The sequence below is a fragment of the Aquimarina muelleri DSM 19832 genome, assembly GCF_000430665.1.
Taxonomy (GTDB): Bacteria; Bacteroidota; Bacteroidia; order Flavobacteriales; family Flavobacteriaceae; genus Aquimarina; species Aquimarina muelleri.
Genome location: NZ_AUML01000041.1, coordinates 23447 through 42057 on the forward strand (window position 1 = coordinate 23447; position 18611 = coordinate 42057).

Genomic DNA, 18611 nt, shown 5'->3' on the forward strand with positions numbered 1-18611 from the left:
ACTTCTGTGTAATGAATAACAAAGATCGTAAAAAGGATGCCTTTGTATGTATAAAGAATCGAATAAATATGGTTAAAGTTTATTATTAGGGGGTATAGGAGTGAGAAAAATAACATAGTTTATTGAATATTACCAGGATACATAAAAAACACTGATTTTTAGCACCTTAGCTATCTCCTACACCTTGCAGCAGATCGATGTAAGAGTTGTAGTGATCCCCTGCACCTTGCAGCAGATCGATGTAAGAGTTGTGGCTATCCCCTGCGCCTTGCAGTAGATCAATGTAAGAGTTGTAGTGATCTCCTGCACCTTGCAAGAGAGCGATATATGGGTTGAGCTTCGAGTGCCTCAGCTCTCTACTAGGTAGGGTTCCATAAAATGTATTTGTTATGCTTATTTTTTAGCTTTTAACGATGTTGTCATCCTAGTGTAGACTGGGATCCATTTTGTGTTGGTGTTGTTGCTAATGGATTCCAGCCTTCACTGGGATAATAAGAAATAAATAAAATTAGATTCCGTTCTTTATTTTGATAACACTTTGACTACGTTCCCTGTGACAGCTTAGTGGGATACGTAAGAATGATACTATGTAGTTAATATAATAGCATTGATAATTTTGTCGAAACTCAACATATCCCATCCCCAGCCCCAATGTCATTAAGTTAAGTTGTATCTTTTTGAGGATTAAACATCTGTAAAAGCAAGATACTGCTTTACTTCCATCATGGATTCCAGTCTACACTGGAATGACAATCAGAAAGCATTGTATTTTGGTTATTTTGTCATTCCGTTGAAGAATGGAATCCACCATTAACAAATTTTAAATTCTTAACTTAATGACATTATCCCCAGCTGCCATAAGGAAGGGGGTCAAAAGTCCTTCCTTTAGGGAAGGATTTAGAGCCTGCGCTAAACTTGATTTAGGAATGGGATAAAAATCTTGAAATCAATTTAATCCACATTGTGGAGTTTAATTCTCCGAGGCTTGCCTCGAAATGTTAAGGTCGTGTTTCCGCTGAATGCCTCGTGGGCTTGCCCCGAGGTAGTTGACTATGCATTTTTACAACTAGCAACGCTATTATAAACTAGAGTCTTAATGCTTATAACAAACAGGAAGTATTTCGCCTGGGGCAAGACAGTATTTAGTAACTTTTTCTTTAGACAAGATAGAGGTATAATCTACTTCATCTACTTTAAAACCAATAGATCGCAGTTTTTCAAAATAATCCCTTCCGTAAATTCGTACATGATCGTATTGTCCAAATATACGAGCCCGCTCCTGTGGATCGGTTATGCTATCATCTTCAAAAGTGGTTTCCCTATTCAAATCCTGAGGTATTTGTAAAATAGCCATTCCGCCAGGTTTTAAAACCCGATATAGCTCCTGCATAGCTTTAATGTCGTTAGGGATGTGTTCTAAAACGTGATTGCAAAAAATAATATCATATTCATTATCTGTAAATGGCAGGTTACAAATATCTGCTTTTACATCTGCTAAGGGAGAGTTAAGGTCTGTAGTAGTGTATTCTATATGTTTTAGTTCCCTAAACCGTTTATAAAATGCTTGCTCTGGTGCAAAATGCAATACTTTTGCCGGTGCAGTAAAAAAATCAGTCTCATTAATAAGATATAACCAAAGTAATCTATGTCGTTCTAAAGATAGGGTAGAAGGGGATAGTACATTATCTCTTTGGTTTTCATATCCATAAGGTAAAAAACGTGAAAAACTTTTACCATCAATAGGATCGGTATATGTATTTCCTTTTAAAAATAGAGATATAACAGGTTTCGCCAAGTAACTCAACCGAATTAAAACTGGTCTGGGTATGGTATTTAATATAAGTTTGAAGAGCTTTTTCATAATAAAGATACACTAAGGGCACAAAAGAAGTCTCAAAGCTTCACAAAGATTTACATAATAAAAATGTTTCATTTCATTTTTAAGTAAACTTAGATGAACATTAATAAGAAGACCAGATTTTTAATTTTTATAAAAAAGTTAAACAGTCAACAGCTCTTGTCTAAAAGCATCTTCTTCATCAGACTCTATACCCAAAGCTTTGTATATATATTTAAAAGTAGATAAGATTTCTGGTTTGCCATCTACGATTGCAACATCATGTTCAAAATGGGCACTTGGTTTACCATCATTAGTTAATATAGTCCAGCCGTCCCGTAATTGTTTAATACGGTGCGTACCCATATTGGTCATTGGTTCTATAGCAACGACCATTCCTTCTATAAATTTTTTTCCTTTTCCGCGACGCCCATAATTTGGCATTTCAGGGTCTTCATGCATTTTTCTGCCAAGTCCGTGACCTACTAATTCTCTAACTACCCCATAACCTGCGTCTTCTGTAAATTGTTGAATGGCATATCCAACATCTCCAACGCGGTTTCCTAATTTAAACTCAGCAATACCAATGTATAAGGATTCTTTGGTTACCTTAAGTAATTGTTTTACTTCTTCAGAAACTTCTCCTACCGGAAAAGTATAGGCATGATCTCCATAAAAATCATTTTTAATAGCACCGCAGTCAATAGATATAATATCTCCTTCTACTAATGGAGTATTATTAGGAATACCATGAACTACTTGAGCATTCGGACTCATGCACAGTGTATTTGGAAAATCATACAAACCTAAAAAACCAGGGATTGCGCCATGATCTCTAATAAATTCTTCGGCAAGTTTATCTAAGTGTAAAGTGGTTACACCAGGTTTAACTTCGGTAGCTAACATCCCTAGTGTTTTAGAAACAACCAAAGCGCTTTCGCGCATTAATTCTATTTCTTCGCGTGTTTTGGTAATAATCATAATCGTAAAAACAATACTTTGATAAAAGAAGGCAAATTTACAAAGAATAATGCTTGTTATGCAGGTGCATAGAATCTATTTTAAGATTTCGCGTTTTGATGCAAATAAGGGAGCTACAACAAGTTCTGTTTTTTTAGATATGGCGTGACCACAAGGGTCGGGCTTTCTGTTTCAATTCCTCGCTCCTCCTTTGTCGGGCTGTGGGATTTACACTCCAATCCCTCACGCAAATCTTTACACTCACAATAACATAAAAGAAAACTTATCGCAGGTCTAAGAAATAGCACTACTTTTTTATATCGTTTTTATAGTAAAAGAAGTGGTTAGACCAACGCTAAAATTTCTTGGGAGTTTATCCACTCCAAAAATAGCTCTGGAGTGTGTGCCTTTTTCACCTAATATATCAAGAAATAAATCAGAAGCTCCATTTACTACAGTAGGAGAATCATCCCAGCTAGTACCAGATTGAAAGTATGCATCTATATGGTTAAGCCCTATGATAGTATCAAAACCAATTTTTTTATCTATTTGTGCAAGAACATTTATAGCGCATAATCGCATAGCTTCATAACCATCCTCTGTAGTAATAGAATCGCCTAATCTGCCTTGATATAAATATTCTCCATTTATTATAGGAAATTGAATAGCTACATATGCTATAGTGCTTCTAATATTTACAGAAGTATAAGATCCCCCTGGAGTAGAAACTTCGGGTAATTCAATATTGAGTTCTTTTAGTTTTTGATGTGGTGTCATTTATAATTTAATCTTCATAAGAATGTTTGTAAGGCGCGCCCGATACGATTGCCAATATATCTTTTTCCAGAGTTTCTTTTGCAAACTCTACATAACGGCCTAATTCTTTTCCGTTTTTGTAAAAAATAAAAGTAGGAACTCTATCTATATGTAAACCTTTTTCAAACCCCTCTGGAGTATCTTTTTCGCGAGTTACGGTTATTAGTTCTAAGTTGGTATAATTAAACCAGGCATTATCTAATATTTTATAAAAAGCAGGAGTTTCTCTTTTGCTATCACTACACCAAGTGCCCATAAAAGCTTTAATAGAAATATCTTTTACATACGGAGCCAGTTCTTTAACGGTAGTTTCATCTATAGTATACTCCTTATAATTTTTAGTAAACCAAGTGCCAAAAGGTTCTTGCTGCAAAGCTTTTCGATCTTGTTTCCCTACTAAGATTTCAGGGTTAGGTTTTTGAGACACGGTGTCAGAGGTTTGTGATTGGGAGTTTGTTTTTTTTGTGGTACCTGTTTTGGTAACCAAAGTACTTGCACAAGAAATGGAAAATGCGCAAAAAACAATAATAACAATCTTTTTCATTTTAATCCACATTGTGGAGTTTAATTCTCTAGGCTAGCCTCAAAAACAAAATATATTTTCGGAAGCATACCTCGTGAGCTTGCTCCAAGGTTATTGATTTTAAATAATGTTTGCGAAGCGTAAAAAACATTTTCAACGTATCAAAAAACAACTATTTTTCGACAGAATCAAAAAAGTTGGAATCACTTCTATACGAATATACTATAAAGTAAACAACCTCTAATTGATGTTAGAGGTTGTTTAACAAAATCGATAAGCTATTTTTAAAGTTAAAATAGTATTATTTTAAAAGAGAATGTTGCGTCATTGCTTCTGGTTTTTGGATTCCCATAAGATCCAGAATAGTAGGAGCAATATCTCCTAAAACGCCATCTTTTATTTCAATTTGATCGGTATCTACCAAAATAAAAGGAACTGGATTGGTAGTATGTGCTGTATTGGGAGTTCCATCTGGATTAATCATAGTTTCGCAATTACCGTGATCAGCAATCAAAAGGGTAGAATAGTTATTGCCTAAGCCAGTTGTTATTACATCTTTCACACAGGTATCTACTACTTCACAAGCCTTAATAGCAGCTTCCATTACTCCTGTGTGTCCTACCATATCTCCGTTTGCAAAATTTAAACATACAAAGTCTACGTCTCCTTTTTGTAATTCAAACACTAGAGCATCTCTTAATTCATACGCACTCATTTCAGGCTTTAGGTCGTATGTGGCAACTTTTGGAGAGTTTTTTAATATTCTGGTTTCTCCTTTAAAAGGTTCTTCTTGCCCACCAGAAAAGAAAAAAGTAACATGTGGGTATTTTTCAGTTTCTGCAATTCGGATTTGTTTTTTACCAGCCTTAGAAATTATTTCACCCAGAGTTTCTGTAATATTATCTTTATTATAGATAACCTTTATATTTTCAAAACTTTCATCATAATTTGTCATAGTAACATAATACAAGGAGAGTTTGTGCGTGTTATATTCGTGCATATCTTTTTGAGAAAGCATTTCGGTTAATTCCCGACCACGATCGGTTCTGAAATTAAAAAACAGAACAACATCATCTTCTTTTATGGTTGCTACCGAATTTCCGTTTTCTTGCACTAAAATTGGTTCGATAAACTCATCGGTAACCCCAGCATCATAACTGTTTTGTATACTCTGGATAGGGTCTTCGGTTTTTTCGCCTATACCATTTACGATAAGATCATACGCTAATTTAACACGCTCCCATCGTTTATCCCTATCCATAGCATAATATCTGCCTATTATAGAAGCTAGCTTGCCAGTAGTTTTAGACATGTGATCTTGAATGTCTTGAATATGTCCTTTTCCAGATTTAGGATCTACATCACGTCCGTCAGTAAATGCATGTAAAAAAACATTTTTTAACTGAAAAGTATTCGCGACATCTAATATTCCTTTAATATGATTACTATGAGAATGTACTCCGCCATCACTTACTAAACCAAGAAGATGTACCTTTTTATTTTTTTCTTTAGCGTATTTAAAAGCATCTATTAATACAGATTCGTTTTTAAGCGTATTGTTTTCTATAGCTATATTAATTTTGGCTAAATCCTGATACACAATTCTACCTGCACCAAGATTCATATGCCCAACTTCACTATTACCCATTTGTCCATCTGGTAGACCTACATTAAGCCCATCGGTACGTAGCGCGGCATTTGGGTAGTTTTTGTATAAACTATCTATAAAAGGAGTGTTTGCATGATCTATAGCAGATACTTTAGGATCAGGAGAGGTTCCCCATCCATCTAGAATCATTAGGATTACTTTTTTATTCATAATAAACTCTTAGTTATGGTTTTTGGTTGGTTGCTTTTTGAAGATTATATCTTCAAAAATTAGAAAAAGAATCAAATTTACAACTTCGTAGATAAGCAGGCAAAAAACATAGGTTATTACTTTGTTATTTATACTTTTTTGTAGAGTTAAGAGGGATGTTTTTTTTATGAAATTATTAACGAATTTGTATGATTAAGGTTAAAACTGAGTTATTCTTAATTCAATGTCATTTTTTATAAGAATAATGTAATTTATTTGCGCCGTCAAAATTTGATAATCATAAATCTAATATTGAACTGATAAAGCACAAAAAATGAAAAAATTATTGATTTTAATTACCTGTATGGCAGTGAGTCTGGTTTTAGCAAAAGATCCTGTAAAAGATTTAGAAACATACAAAGTTGAAAAAACAGAAGTTGTAAATGTGTCTCCATTTTGTATCTCTATAGCTAAAGGGGATTATGAAATGGTAAAAAAAATGGTTGAATTAGGTACTGAAGTAAATAAGACTTCAAAAGGGATGACTCCACTTATGTATGCTGCTCGTTATAATAGAGTAGAAATAATCAAATTATTAGTGGCTAATGGAGCGAAAATCAATGTAAAAGATAAAAAAGGTTTTACTGCACTAAAATATGCAAAATTATCAGGAGCTGATAATGCTCAAACCTTATTATTAGAGTTAAAGAAAAAATAGTATTTAGAATTGTTTTGTACAATTTAAATCCGCTAAACATTATCATACCTGTTTAGCGGATTTTTTAATCCTATATATTTCTAAAGAAAATATACTTGATGGTTTTTCTGTTGTTAATTTTTTATGAAGTTGAATTTTAAGGTTTTAATAGATATTTAATGCTAAAAGGTTAAAGTTGTGTTATTGTCTAAGAACTGGTGTAACAAAATATAGTTCTAGGAAGTCATATTAAATATAAGTCAATCAAATAATATAAAATCAATCTATTATGAAAAAATCAATTTTTACCATTGTAATGGTCGTATGTATTACTTCTGTAAGTTTTGCTAAAGAGTCGAACAAAAGTTTTAAAGAGGCTAATGATTATGCTATCACAGCTTATAAAACAAGTCCGTTTTGTATGGCTATCGTAAAAGGAGATCTGGAAACTGTAAAGAAACTGATCGAACTAGGAAGTGATGTTAATGAGAAATCTGATGGGATGACTCCGCTCATGTATGCGGCACGATATAATCGTACAGATATTATTAAAATGCTTGTAGAAAAAGGAGCAAAAATTAAAACTAAAAATAGTAAAGGGTATACAGCAATGAAATTTGCAAAGCAATCGAATGCAAAAGAAGCTGTAGTGTTATTAGAAGAATTGTCCTAACTGTTTCAAACGAAATTTTTTAAAAGCCGTTAGTCTGTATAGACCAACGGCTTTTCTTATTTACTGTGTTCTCGTATAGCTTCTTTAATTTTTTCTATACGATTATCAGGATCAGGATGGGTGCTTTGGAATTCTGGAGTACGGTTAGATCCACCTGCTTTTTTTAAGATTTTCATAACTCCGATCATTTCTTCTGGATTATATCCCGCATTGATCATAAATAAAACCCCTAAATCATCGCTTTCTAGCTCATCCTCGCGACCATTACCTAATAATATATTAGATCCTATACTATTTACAATATTGCCTGCATCTGCTCCAACGGAAGCTCCTGTAGATATCGTTTTCCAGAATTCATGTTCTGCTATTCTTTCGGCGGAGTGTCTGCCTAATACATGCCCAATTTCATGGCCTAATACACCTGCAACCTGATCTTCATTTTCTAATTTCGATAGTAAAGCATAGGTTATAAATACCTGTCCTCCCGGTAAAGCAAATGCATTAATAGTATTTGGATCTGCTAATAAATGAAACTCGTATTTATATGGAGTTTGTTTAGCTATACTAGAATTAACCAGTTTATTTCCTATCATATCTATATAATCTTGAAGTTTTTGATCAGGATATAAACCACCATGTTGTTGTGTCATTTCGGGAGCGCTTTGTAATCCAATAGCAATCTCTTGATCACTTGTCATATTAATATTCTGTACTCTATCGGTATATGGATTGTGAGTTTTATTATTACATTTTTTAAAAAAAGCAAAAGCCACAATAGCTACACCTATAAGTATTCTGATTTTTAAGCCGCTACGTCTCATTATAAATTATAATTTAAGTTAGTAATTTACAGAAATGATTTTAAAGTTAAAAATAAATGGTAGGAACTCTAAAAGAAAATATTAGATTATGTAATTCTTTAAAATAAGAGTTGTTTTGAAAATAAAAGTTGCTTACTAAAAAAAACAGATAATTGTTTTTATTAATAAGCAACTGCTAAGGGTAGCCGTTTTTAGTTTTAAAACGGGATTAGTGCAAACTAGCGTAGTTGAGTTTACAATAGTTAGCGATAAAATAATTGTGTGTAATAGTATTTGCCATTTTCATCTTTTATTGCGGCAATACCAATATGTGTGTAATTTCCTTCAATGTTTTCTCTATGACCTGCACTACTATTGAGCCAACTAGTAACGACAGATTGAGCTGATTCTTGTCCAGCAGCTACATTTTCAGCCATTCCAGTAGCATTTTCCTTTTCTTGTAATGCTTTAAATTTTTGATCTCCATTATCATGACTAATACGCCCTTTGGATATCATATATCGGGTATGATCGATAGCTAATTCTTCTGCTGTGTTGTTTTTTATCAAAGGTTTTAAACCTTTTTCAGATCGATATTCATTTACTAATTTTAGAATTTCGTCAGCAACAGAAATTTCATTAGAGTTGTTATCATCATTAGAAATATTGTCATCATTAGAACAGGAAGATAATACAGTAGATAAGATTAGGAATGCAAATAAATATTTTACTAGATTAGTTTTCATAAAAATGGGGTTTTTTTTACAGAATAACTAAAATAGTACATTTTTATTATATAATTCTAAAATAATTCTGGATTAATATCTAATATGTTATTTTTAATATATTGATCAATAAATTTTTCAGTGAAATAATTATTACCAAGTAATTTTGCTTTATCTAATTCTTCAGTGATATTTATTTTTCGATATTCTTTTAACATAGGGATGGAAAGAGGAGCGTACGAATAGTGCCATGGTTCATATTTAAATCCTTTTCTGTCTTCTTTGTCTGTGTACACAAGAAAAAAGCCAAAAGTATTTGCATTAGCATCCATCCATTCTTTGAACTTACAAAAAGGGCCATTTTCTTCAAAATTTTTAGCTAGAAGTAGGCCTTTTGGTTGCACTGCATTGCCATCTACGATGTCTAAATCTGTACCCCAGTGATGTCTTGACGTGCCTGGGATTGTTGAGTATTCTATAATTTTGTTTATAGCTTCTATAGGGGATAGCCCCTCTGTAGTGAATTTTTTATACTTACGCTCCCATATTCGATTTTGGTGAGCATAACTCCTATAGCTGGAAACTACTTTTATTTTAAATCCACTTTTGGATGCTGCAACTTTCATTTTTAGAAAAGCCTCATAAGCTTCTTTTCGAAGTTTATACGAGTCTCCAAAAAGGGGAGTGTTGCTTTTTCCAATTAAATCATTTTTAGAAAATTTGGATTGTAATATAGAAAATGAAGGTGTTAGAATCCCTAATAAACCTAAAGTGCTGATTTCTATAAAATTTCGTCTTATCATAGTTTTATATTACAATCCAAAATGTTTTGAGATGTTATTCTATAATACCATCAATTATACCGTACTCTAAGGATTCTTGAGCATCCATCCAATAATCACGGTTAAAATCTTTTAAAACTTTTTCAATATCTTGACCACAATTATCTGCTAGAATTTGAGCACTTAACTCCTTTGTTTTAATGATCTCTGCGGCCTGAATCTCTATATTGGATGCCTGACCTCTAGCTCCACCACTTGGTTGATGAATCATTACTTTAGCATGAGGTTGAATAAATCTTCTACCTTTTTTACCTACGCTTAAAAGAATAGATCCCATGGATGCTGCAAGTCCTGTACAAATAGTAGATACGGGACTTTTCAAACTTTTTATAGTGTCATACATAGCAAATCCTGAAGTAACATATCCACCTGGACTATTAATATATAATTTTATTTCTTTATGATTAACCATATCTAAATACATAAGCCTATCGATTACATATTTTGCAGATTTATCATCTACTTGCCCCCAAAGAAACACACTTCGCTCCTCTAGAAATTTTTTATCAATTAGATCTTGTGTTTTTCCTGATTTCTCTTTCATTTTTATAGTTTTAATTCTTTTTTGATTTTTTATAAGTATTTAAAAATTCTTTATGTCCTTTTTAAATGTAATACTAATGATATTATTGCTTTTTTAAAAATCTTGTACATCTTTGAGATAAATGTATAATTATTTTTGGAAAAAAACATCATATGGATTTAGCATTTCATAAAATTTTAAAACAGAATTTTTATCTGGCTAAGCTTTAAGTATAAAAATGAATGAATAATCGGTTTTCTGATTCTGTTTTAATCAATTTTTTAGAAGGAAATGTTTGCTCAAAATTACAAGTTTAGTAAACATGTGTAAATAATAAAATTTAACTGTGGTTTATGATTGGTTAATAATAACAGATTTTTAAAAACTATTATTTAAAAATCTGTTATTGTAAAATACCAAACTACATCATTAATGAATAATGTAGTACTCCCGTTAACTCTTGTGTTTACCTGAACAGTAAATTGATTATTGGTTTGGTTTTTCACCTCGATAGAAGATTGGTAATTGTTAGTTTCCATTATAGAAACTTGTATTATATAATCATCAGTGCTTCTTGCATTATTTAGAGTTACAGTATAGTTTCCTACAGAATTTCTTACCACAGATGCTCCTTGTATTTTTATGGCGTTTCCATTTGTGGCAACTTTACCCATAGCTTTTATAGGGCTTTCAAAAAAAGCTGCAGCATCAGAGCCTGTAATAATATCATTATTAGCATCTGTACTCACAATTTTGCCTGTTGTTCCGCTGCTATTTATTTGTATCCAATTTGTGCCATCACTTTTTATCCATAAAACTGACTGTCTTTGTATAACAGGTTGATTTGTGTTTGCTAGATCAATATAAGTGCTAATTGTTCTATTGGTATTAGTGCTGTTTTTAAGTATATATGTTCTACCTATACAAGTGTTAGCATTTGGTAGAGTTATATTATGAGGCCCTGTTATATGTATAGTATGATGATCCTCAGTTAAGGTTAAATTTCCAGTAGTGTTAATTATAGATGTTGAAAAAGATCCGTCTAATTGTAGGGTTGAGTTTGCTGTATTAAAACCAGTAGAAGCATTATTATAGCTATTATCTATAGGAACTTCTTGAGGGTTGATATTTATTCCAAATCTAGTCTTCGAATCTGCTGTACTGTTACTTCCCTCTACTCTAAAAAATTCACGATGAAATTGACCTCTTCTATAATCATACCTTTTAAATATAATTTTTTCATTACCATCATCTCCAATAATAAATTCTAATCTTCCGTCATTAGCTGGCCCTGCAGAACCTATTTCAAATAAATCAGTTCCTCCGGTGCTTCCTTTTAATCTAAAACTTCCGTTTGCGGTAGTGAAAAACATAGGCTTATAAAATGATGCTCCTGAGGCTGCAAATTGTAAAGCAGCAGTATTGCCATTACCATTAATATAAACGAGTGGTTGATCGTTATTGGTATAGTCAGGAAATGTTTGTGTTAAGCCTAGAGTTTGTCTTCTTCCGAATTGTAATAAGGGTAGATTATTAGAGCGTATTTCCATTTTTACATCATCAATATGACCTAAAAAAGAGGTAGTAGGTAATCCTGTATTTCCATTTACTAACCAGTTATCGTTAGATGTAGAAACCCAATTTGTGCCATCAAAAACAAAAATTTTATTTTCTTCTAGGTTATAGAGAATAGAGCCCGTTGCAGCAGTCGTAACTGTGTTCATTTCGAGACTTGTAACTGCAGTAGGTAATCCCATTACCGAATACTCATCTATTTGCGAAAAGATAATCTGGGGTAAGATTATCAATGTAAGTAATATTTTTTTCATTGAAAATAGCTTTAATTATTGTAGTTCCAGTAAAAATGGATCAATCAATAAAATGGGGTTACTATTTAGTTTTGACTTGTGTTAGTTTTAATTATGTGTGGTGTTTTCCTTTTTTTTAGATGTTTTCGTTCTTAACGTTATTTAGATGTGTTATTGATACAATTAAAGTTCAAAAAATATTTTTATTTATTAATATATAGATATCCAGCACGATCTTTTTGTCCTTCAATTTTTAAAACATAATAATAAGTTCCTACAGGCAATGTTTCATTTCTTGCAATAGTTGCTCTTCCTTCCGATACTCCTGCCCAAGAATTATCATATCCTTTTTTGTTATATACCTCGACACCCCATCTGTTAAAAATGGATAGTTCGTTATTTGGGTATTGTGCAATACCTTGAATAATAAAAGTATCATTGTTACCATCTCCATTAGGAGAAACAGCTGTAAATATTTGAAGATCTCCGTCTAATAAAATATCCGAAGTTCCAAACGTAATAACAGTATAATTATCGGGTAACATTAACTCTGAGGTAATTTCACCATTATTTAAATCTCCAGATGTAGAAGAGTTTCCTAAACTAACCCATTGTTTTAAGCTTTTATCCCAGCCAACAACTCTAAGGTTTTTTAAATCATCTACAAGTGTAGGGATATTACTATTGTCATCCCATGTTAGTGTGACACGAGTTTCTGTGTCTCCGTCTAAATCCCAAAATTCAAAAGAACTTACACCGAATAATACGTTACTAAAATTAGTGGTATCAAAACTACTAGAGAAAAAATTAGGGAAATTAGGGTTTTCAAAAAAATAAGCACCACGAGCTGTATTTGTAGCTGCTTGTGTGTCAATACGCATTGGTCGTAATCTAAAATCATCCCCAATTGGAAATGTGAAATCTAACACTCCAGTAATAGAAGAATAACCATCTACATATCTATCATCATTTTCACCTAAATAGGGGGAGTCATTTATATAATCCAAAGAAACTTTATTTCGGTTTCTTGGTGTTTGCACTCGTCCATTAATAAATTCTTGAAAATTAGTAACTCCAACAGCAATTTCAAGAAATAAATCTTCTGCTACATCAATTTCCATATCATAAAATATAGGACGATTTTTCCCTGATACAGTTAGATTGCCTATAGAATTGTAAAAGCCTGTTAATCCTACATTTTGATCAAATGTACCATCGTTTATTAGATCTGTATGAAAACCAATCTGACCTTGGTTGTGGATTTGGATATCTCCAAAGTTATGAAATGCCTGTTGAGCTATTGTAATTTGAGAGAGGAAACATATAAATATAAAAATTATTCTATCCATAAGTATATTGGGGTAATACTATTTTACGGTTTTACAGTATATATATTGCGGCAAATATATTGATTTTAATAATATGTCAATATATTTTTACGCTAAAAAGCACTTAAATATCGATAAAATACATCTTAACTTAGATAAAGTGTTTTTTGTAAAAAACATACATACTAGTAAAAATGTGTATTAGGAACTCTAAATATACTAAGTATATATTATTGTCTGCAAATTTTAAATTAGTATTAACAACTGGTACAGAAATTATAGTTTTTTGTGAATTTTTTCTTAAAAATTATTATTGTGGCCATTTTACATAAGTTTTATATTACATCTTCAGGTTACCTATTTACACGATATGTGATTTTTCTATTTGTAATAACAGTTGCAGCACCTACAGGAAAAGTATTTCCAAATTCAGATGTTGAGTTAACAACTGTAGCTGTAGCTGTTATGATACTCCCTGTTGGTATAGAAGAACTTAAATTTATAGTAAAATTAAATCTATTAGTAGTATCTGTATTACCATCAGCGTCTATGTATGATGAAGTTGTTGCATCTACATCAGCACCACTTCCTTCTATGGCAGAGCCTAAAAAGATTTGACCTTCGCCATAATCTTGGGTTAGTCCTAATTGATTATCTCCAACGTTGGCTGTACCTTGATTAGTATCTGTTAAAAAAAACTCTACGGTAGCACCAGGTCTTACCCAGCCAACTACCTTTAAAGTTGTGCCTGAAGTAACGGCAGATTCAAAAACAGGAAAATTAAGGCTGCCATTTGGTCCATTATCTATATCATTATTGTCATTTATGGTTACACCGTCGCCTACAGGGTTTCCTGTAGTAGATTGATCAATATCTATACCTAAAGCAGGGGAAGAGGTACCGTTGTTATATATCGAGTTTTGAGAAATTAAATTCCCAGAAGTATTACCTCCTGTTAACACAAGACCTGCACCTCCATTGTTTGCTATAATATTTGAAATCATTGAAGAATTACTTCCGAACAGTCGTATTCCATTATTTTCGATAACTCCAGAGCAGATTCCTCCATTTTGACCAGAGTTTGTAATTGTATTTTCGTTTATAGTAACTCCTCCTGGATAATTCCATCCATCTATCCCAATTGCAGCAGTATTGTTAATTAGGTTGTGTTGAATTTGTATTCCTGTGCCGTTAGATAAAGCAATGCCATCAGCACAAGTGTTATTTCCATTGTTTTCTATATCATTGTATTGTATGACTGTTGAAGTACCTCCTTCTATCGAAATACCATTAGCGCCATTTTGAGATATATAATTGTTTTTGATTTCAGAAACAGCAGTTGCTGAAACTCTCACTCCGGTGGTAAGTCTGGTACTTAGAACTCCATTAGCATTAACACCAATTAAGTTTTCAGTAATAACAGTAGGTTTAGCAATAGAACCTGCGGTGTTTTGGATGCCTATATTACCATTAGCATAAATAGCCATATTTCTTATTGTTGCACCATTGCCTTGTATTCTAAATAAATCACCAGAAGTAGAACCGTTAATTTGAATTTCTGGCTGGTTATAATTTGGTAATACTGTAGCAGAAACCCCTACATTAGTTCCTCCTGAGCCAACTGTACCTGTATTTGTATTTCCAGAATATGCAGTTTGTGTTCTGCCATCTATGAATGTATCTGTATCTGTAATCGCAGATAATTGTGTGGTTTGAGTGATTGAAAATATGCCGCCAACAAAATTAGTATCTGCAGTTCTGCCTAAGGGATCAGGATTAGACGGAATCATAAAAATAGAAACATCTTCTCCTGAAGCAGGATCTAAGGAAGTATTATTGGGGTGTGGCTCAATATCCAGCCCAGTGTTATCTAAATTATTAGAATTAATGATAAATTGCTGTAAAGAACCTTGACCATTTGTATTTGTATTGACAATCGTATTAAAATTAAAACCGAAATCAATATGTGTTGGTCCTTCATTCAATATACTAACCGAGGATACTGTTTGAGCCCCCGAAAGGGTTCCAGAAGATACATCTTGGCTATTAGGATTAGCTCCTCCTACTTCAGTAGTAACTTCAGTAAGTGTGCCTCCTAAATAGTTTTTTCTAAATGTTTGTATTGGAATACAAGTAGTACATGTAGATCCACCTCCTCTGGTAGATCTTATAGTATTGTTAACTACTCTTATGCTAAAAGTTCCATTAATCATTCCTCCAAATAAATACTCTCCATTACTATCTGTAGTAGTAGTTTTTTCTAGAATATTCGAGCTATTGTATAATTCAACGGTTACATTTTCTAAAGGTGTTCCTGAGGATAAACTTAAATTCCGACCAGAGCCTCCAGGGTAATTAATATCTTCAAAAACAACACCTTTTATTAAATTACTAGGCACTTTTAAAACTACAGAATTTAAAATCACTAAATCTTGTCCTACGTCCACATTTGTGGTTAAAGAAGTTTCACCAATGGGTATTATAGCTGTAATGTCATATGTGTCTAAGTCTAAACCATATTCGATTCTGTTTACTCCAGTTGTTCCATCAAATACCGTAGAGTTAAAAGGGTTGTTAATAGTAGTTCCATTATTGTCACCATCTCCCGATAATTTTGTAGGAATACCAGTAGAAGTAGGGGTTACGGTAAGTTGTTCATTATTAGCTAAAGGAATATCTCCTTCCCAAGATAGAATAGTAGTTTTAGCACCAGAAGAACCGTTATCAAAAAAATTATCTAATAGAAAACTTTTTGGAGGATCTGTTCCAGTAGGGTCTTGAAGACCATTAAACCCATTATATATATTGATAGTAGAAGCAGAAAGAGAGGGGTCAGAATAAAAAATAATAAGACTCCATGCGCCAATAACTGTAGTTCCGGCACAATAACTACCTGTATTATTTATAGATAAGTTAGTAAAGTCATAAACATTGGTGGATGGGTTTGGGATTGTAGAAACTAAAGTTGTAACATCACTTACCATTCCAAAATAGCTGGAATTTCCGAGTAAATAAGAATTAATTAAATTAGGAGTTACCAATTGCCCTTCAAACGTAATTTGATCGTCTCTTTGGTAGTTGGATTGTGCCCAAAATAAATATGCTTTTTGTATAGTAGCAGTAGGAGGGATAGGAGAAGTTAACCCATTAGCAGTAGAGGTTGTGGTTATAGAACAAGGGTTTACTCCATCAGGTTGATTTCTAAAAGAAGCACCTGTAACTGCATAGTCAAAATTACCATCGAATTCATCATATAAAGTAAGCGGAGGATTAAAATTCACTCCTGTATCTGTAACCGTAAATGGTACATATTCAATATACCCTGCAGGGAAAGTATCTGTAAATAGTAGCACGCCATCTACAAATATTCTTACTGTTGCTGCTCCTTGCCAACCATCTTGAAATCTATCTCCTTTGAGTAATTGATAATTTCCGGCAGGTAGTGCTACAGAACCAGCATTGGTATACGCAAGATTTGCACTTGTATCAACAAAACAATTACCAGGAACACAATCTTGGTAAAAAATAGTAGTGTTTGCAGCATCTCTTATTTGCACTAGATTTTCTTCTGCATAACTTGGCCATACAACTTCAACCGAAACTATAGATTGTGCAGATAGATTATATATAGAAGAATATAAGAGCCCTATAACAAAAAGTATTTTTTGTATAGAGAAATTAGTGGTATAAATATCTTTTATTTTCATATTATTGAACAACAAAAACTACATTAATTAAGGAATTGTAAGTTGCAGGAGTTGCAATAATATCATAAGTCATTACTCCATTAGCAGCAATACTAATATTGTTGAATACAGTAGGGTCTGCAAAAGTAACATAATAATAGAGTTCTGTTCTTGTATATGTTGGTATAACGGCAGGAGCCCCAGTGCTTGCCGCGGTAGGAGTCCCAAATTGTGTTATGTATTCGTTATATAAATCAACAGTTCTTCCTGTTCCTATAGTAGATGCGTCAATCGCAATAGAGGGCGGGTAGAATATTCTAGCAGCTTTAGAGGTGATCGGAGCAATAGATTGGATCATTCCTTCTACAGTTGTTTCATTTATAGCATCTCCATCTAAATCTGTAGGAGTAACGATATTTACTTCAGAAGCATTTTGATCATCTGTTGCTCTTTGCCATCCTGTAGATGTATAACGATATATTTCTTGATCTCCTAAGTTAAAAACAACAGAGCCAATTTGTGGGCTTGCAATTGCATTTATTTGAGTTAAATCTGTAGCTGTTGGCAATCCGATAACAGAATCTGCATCAATCTGGCTATAGGATGATATGTGTATAATATTTATTAATAAAAGAAATATAAACTTTTTCATGGTAAAGTTTTAAAAGAGATTTATTCAGTTGTATTCCATTACAATTATCCATCTCTTTTTTTAGATACTCATAAATATAGTTTTTTATAATTATATATTATTAGTTAGGCAATCTAATTACTGTAAACATAAAGTCAAGATCAATATCATCTCCTTGATTAGTACCATTGTCACTATCTTTAATATTTACAAAGAAACCACCAGTTGTTTGCGTATAATATGTAATTCCAGGATCGTCATAGTTAGCTGTTGAGTTACCAGGGCAATCACCACCACAATCAGCGATAGTTAATTGTATTACATAATTAGCATTAGGTAAAGGGGTGGTAAATGTTATTTGATAATCTCCTTCAGTTCCTCCACCAGTACCATTATTTGTTGTCACTTTTGTTACTGTTGCATTATAAATAGCTCCAGTATTGACTGTTCCATTTGCATTGACTTTTCCAGCAGCATATACTACAGGAATGTTTAAGAATGCACCTCCATCAGTTCCCACACTAATTTGATTATTAGCATTAGTACTTACTACGTTAGCTGTTTGTGTATCAGCTGGTGTATTTTCATTAGTATAAGTTATAACACCAGTTGTTGTGTTTTGGTTTAAATTGGTTATAGTTTCATTAACATCAACCACGGTTCCTCCAGTAAAGTTTACTGTTGCAATTCTATTTCCAGATATTGTGTTCGTCACGCTTTCGATATAGCTAGGTCCTGTTGCACCAGTAAATCCAGTTCTACCTGTTGCGCCAGTAAATCCTGTACGACCTGTGAATCCAGTTCTACCCGTTGCGCCAGTGAATCCTGTACGACCTGTAAATCCATTTCTACCCGTTGCACCAGTAAATCCTGTACGACCTGTGAATCCTGTTCTACCTGTTGCGCCAGTGAATCCTGTACGTCCTGTAAATCCGGTTCTACCTGTTGCACCAGTGAATCCTGT

General features: G+C 33.0%; 16 protein-coding genes. 2 read left to right on the plus strand and 14 right to left on the minus strand.

The genetic code is table 11. The annotated features are described in order from the left end of the window. Nucleotides 1-1093: 1093 nt before the first annotated feature. The 5 genes from H527_RS0115680 to gpmI form a co-directional block, all read right to left on the minus strand. Complete coding sequence (locus H527_RS0115680) at nt 1094-1861, minus strand: class I SAM-dependent methyltransferase (RefSeq protein ID WP_027413574.1); 768 nt, start codon at nt 1859-1861, stop codon at nt 1094-1096. A gap of 138 nt (nt 1862-1999) precedes the next feature. Next, nucleotides 2000-2818 carry a type I methionyl aminopeptidase gene (gene map, locus H527_RS0115685; RefSeq protein WP_027413575.1) on the minus strand — a complete coding sequence of 273 codons (819 nt, stop codon included), beginning with the start codon at nt 2816-2818 and terminating at the stop codon, nt 2000-2002. Nucleotides 2819-3112: 294 nt separating this feature from the next. Continuing rightward, nucleotides 3113-3574 carry a RidA family protein gene (locus H527_RS0115695; RefSeq protein WP_027413576.1) on the minus strand — a complete coding sequence of 154 codons (462 nt, stop codon included), beginning with the start codon at nt 3572-3574 and terminating at the stop codon, nt 3113-3115. A gap of 7 nt (nt 3575-3581) precedes the next feature. Continuing rightward, nucleotides 3582-4157: a thioredoxin family protein gene (locus H527_RS0115700; protein ID WP_027413577.1), complete on the minus strand. Its 576-nt coding sequence runs from the start codon at nt 4155-4157 to the stop codon at nt 3582-3584. A 280-nt stretch (nt 4158-4437) separates the two neighbouring features. Beyond that, a complete protein-coding gene (gpmI, locus tag H527_RS0115705) occupies nt 4438-5955 on the minus strand; it encodes a 2,3-bisphosphoglycerate-independent phosphoglycerate mutase (RefSeq protein ID WP_027413578.1) in 1518 nt (505 codons plus the stop codon). Nucleotides 5956-6268: 313 nt separating this feature from the next. Here gpmI and H527_RS0115710 point away from each other — a divergent pair, with 313 nt between their 5' ends. Beyond that, nucleotides 6269-6652 carry an ankyrin repeat domain-containing protein gene (locus H527_RS0115710; RefSeq protein WP_027413579.1) on the plus strand — a complete coding sequence of 128 codons (384 nt, stop codon included), beginning with the start codon at nt 6269-6271 and terminating at the stop codon, nt 6650-6652. A 268-nt stretch (nt 6653-6920) separates the two neighbouring features. Next, nucleotides 6921-7304, plus strand: a complete 384-nt coding sequence (locus H527_RS0115715; protein WP_027413580.1) for an ankyrin repeat domain-containing protein — start codon at nt 6921-6923, stop codon at nt 7302-7304. Nucleotides 7305-7360: 56 nt separating this feature from the next. Here H527_RS0115715 and H527_RS0115720 read toward each other — a convergent pair whose 3' ends face one another. The 9 genes from H527_RS0115720 to H527_RS24715 all read right to left on the minus strand — a co-directional run. Continuing rightward, nucleotides 7361-8125 (minus strand): M48 family metalloprotease, encoded by a 765-nt coding sequence (locus H527_RS0115720; RefSeq protein WP_027413581.1) that lies wholly within the window; start codon nt 8123-8125, stop codon nt 7361-7363. A gap of 242 nt (nt 8126-8367) precedes the next feature. Next, complete coding sequence (locus tag H527_RS0115725) at nt 8368-8850, minus strand: CAP domain-containing protein (protein WP_051316814.1); 483 nt, start codon at nt 8848-8850, stop codon at nt 8368-8370. A gap of 56 nt (nt 8851-8906) precedes the next feature. Beyond that, complete coding sequence (locus tag H527_RS0115730) at nt 8907-9632, minus strand: M15 family metallopeptidase (RefSeq protein ID WP_027413583.1); 726 nt, start codon at nt 9630-9632, stop codon at nt 8907-8909. A 34-nt stretch (nt 9633-9666) separates the two neighbouring features. Further along, nucleotides 9667-10230: a ClpP family protease gene (locus H527_RS0115735; RefSeq protein WP_262891748.1), complete on the minus strand. Its 564-nt coding sequence runs from the start codon at nt 10228-10230 to the stop codon at nt 9667-9669. 356 nt (nt 10231-10586) lie between these two features. After that, nucleotides 10587-12023: a hypothetical protein gene (locus H527_RS0115740; protein WP_027413585.1), complete on the minus strand. Its 1437-nt coding sequence runs from the start codon at nt 12021-12023 to the stop codon at nt 10587-10589. 182 nt (nt 12024-12205) lie between these two features. Continuing rightward, nucleotides 12206-13351 (minus strand): T9SS type B sorting domain-containing protein, encoded by a 1146-nt coding sequence (locus H527_RS0115745; protein ID WP_027413586.1) that lies wholly within the window; start codon nt 13349-13351, stop codon nt 12206-12208. A 332-nt stretch (nt 13352-13683) separates the two neighbouring features. Next, the gene (locus H527_RS0115750) at nt 13684-17037 is read right to left on the minus strand and encodes a beta strand repeat-containing protein (protein WP_051316815.1); all 3354 of its coding nucleotides are present in this window, start codon (nt 17035-17037) and stop codon (nt 13684-13686) included. 1 nt (nt 17038) lies between these two features. Continuing rightward, nucleotides 17039-17668 (minus strand): hypothetical protein, encoded by a 630-nt coding sequence (locus tag H527_RS0115755; RefSeq protein WP_051316816.1) that lies wholly within the window; start codon nt 17666-17668, stop codon nt 17039-17041. A gap of 100 nt (nt 17669-17768) precedes the next feature. Further along, nucleotides 17769-18611: collagen-like protein (locus H527_RS24715; RefSeq protein ID WP_051316817.1), on the minus strand; the 843-nt coding region annotated here is incomplete at its 5' end.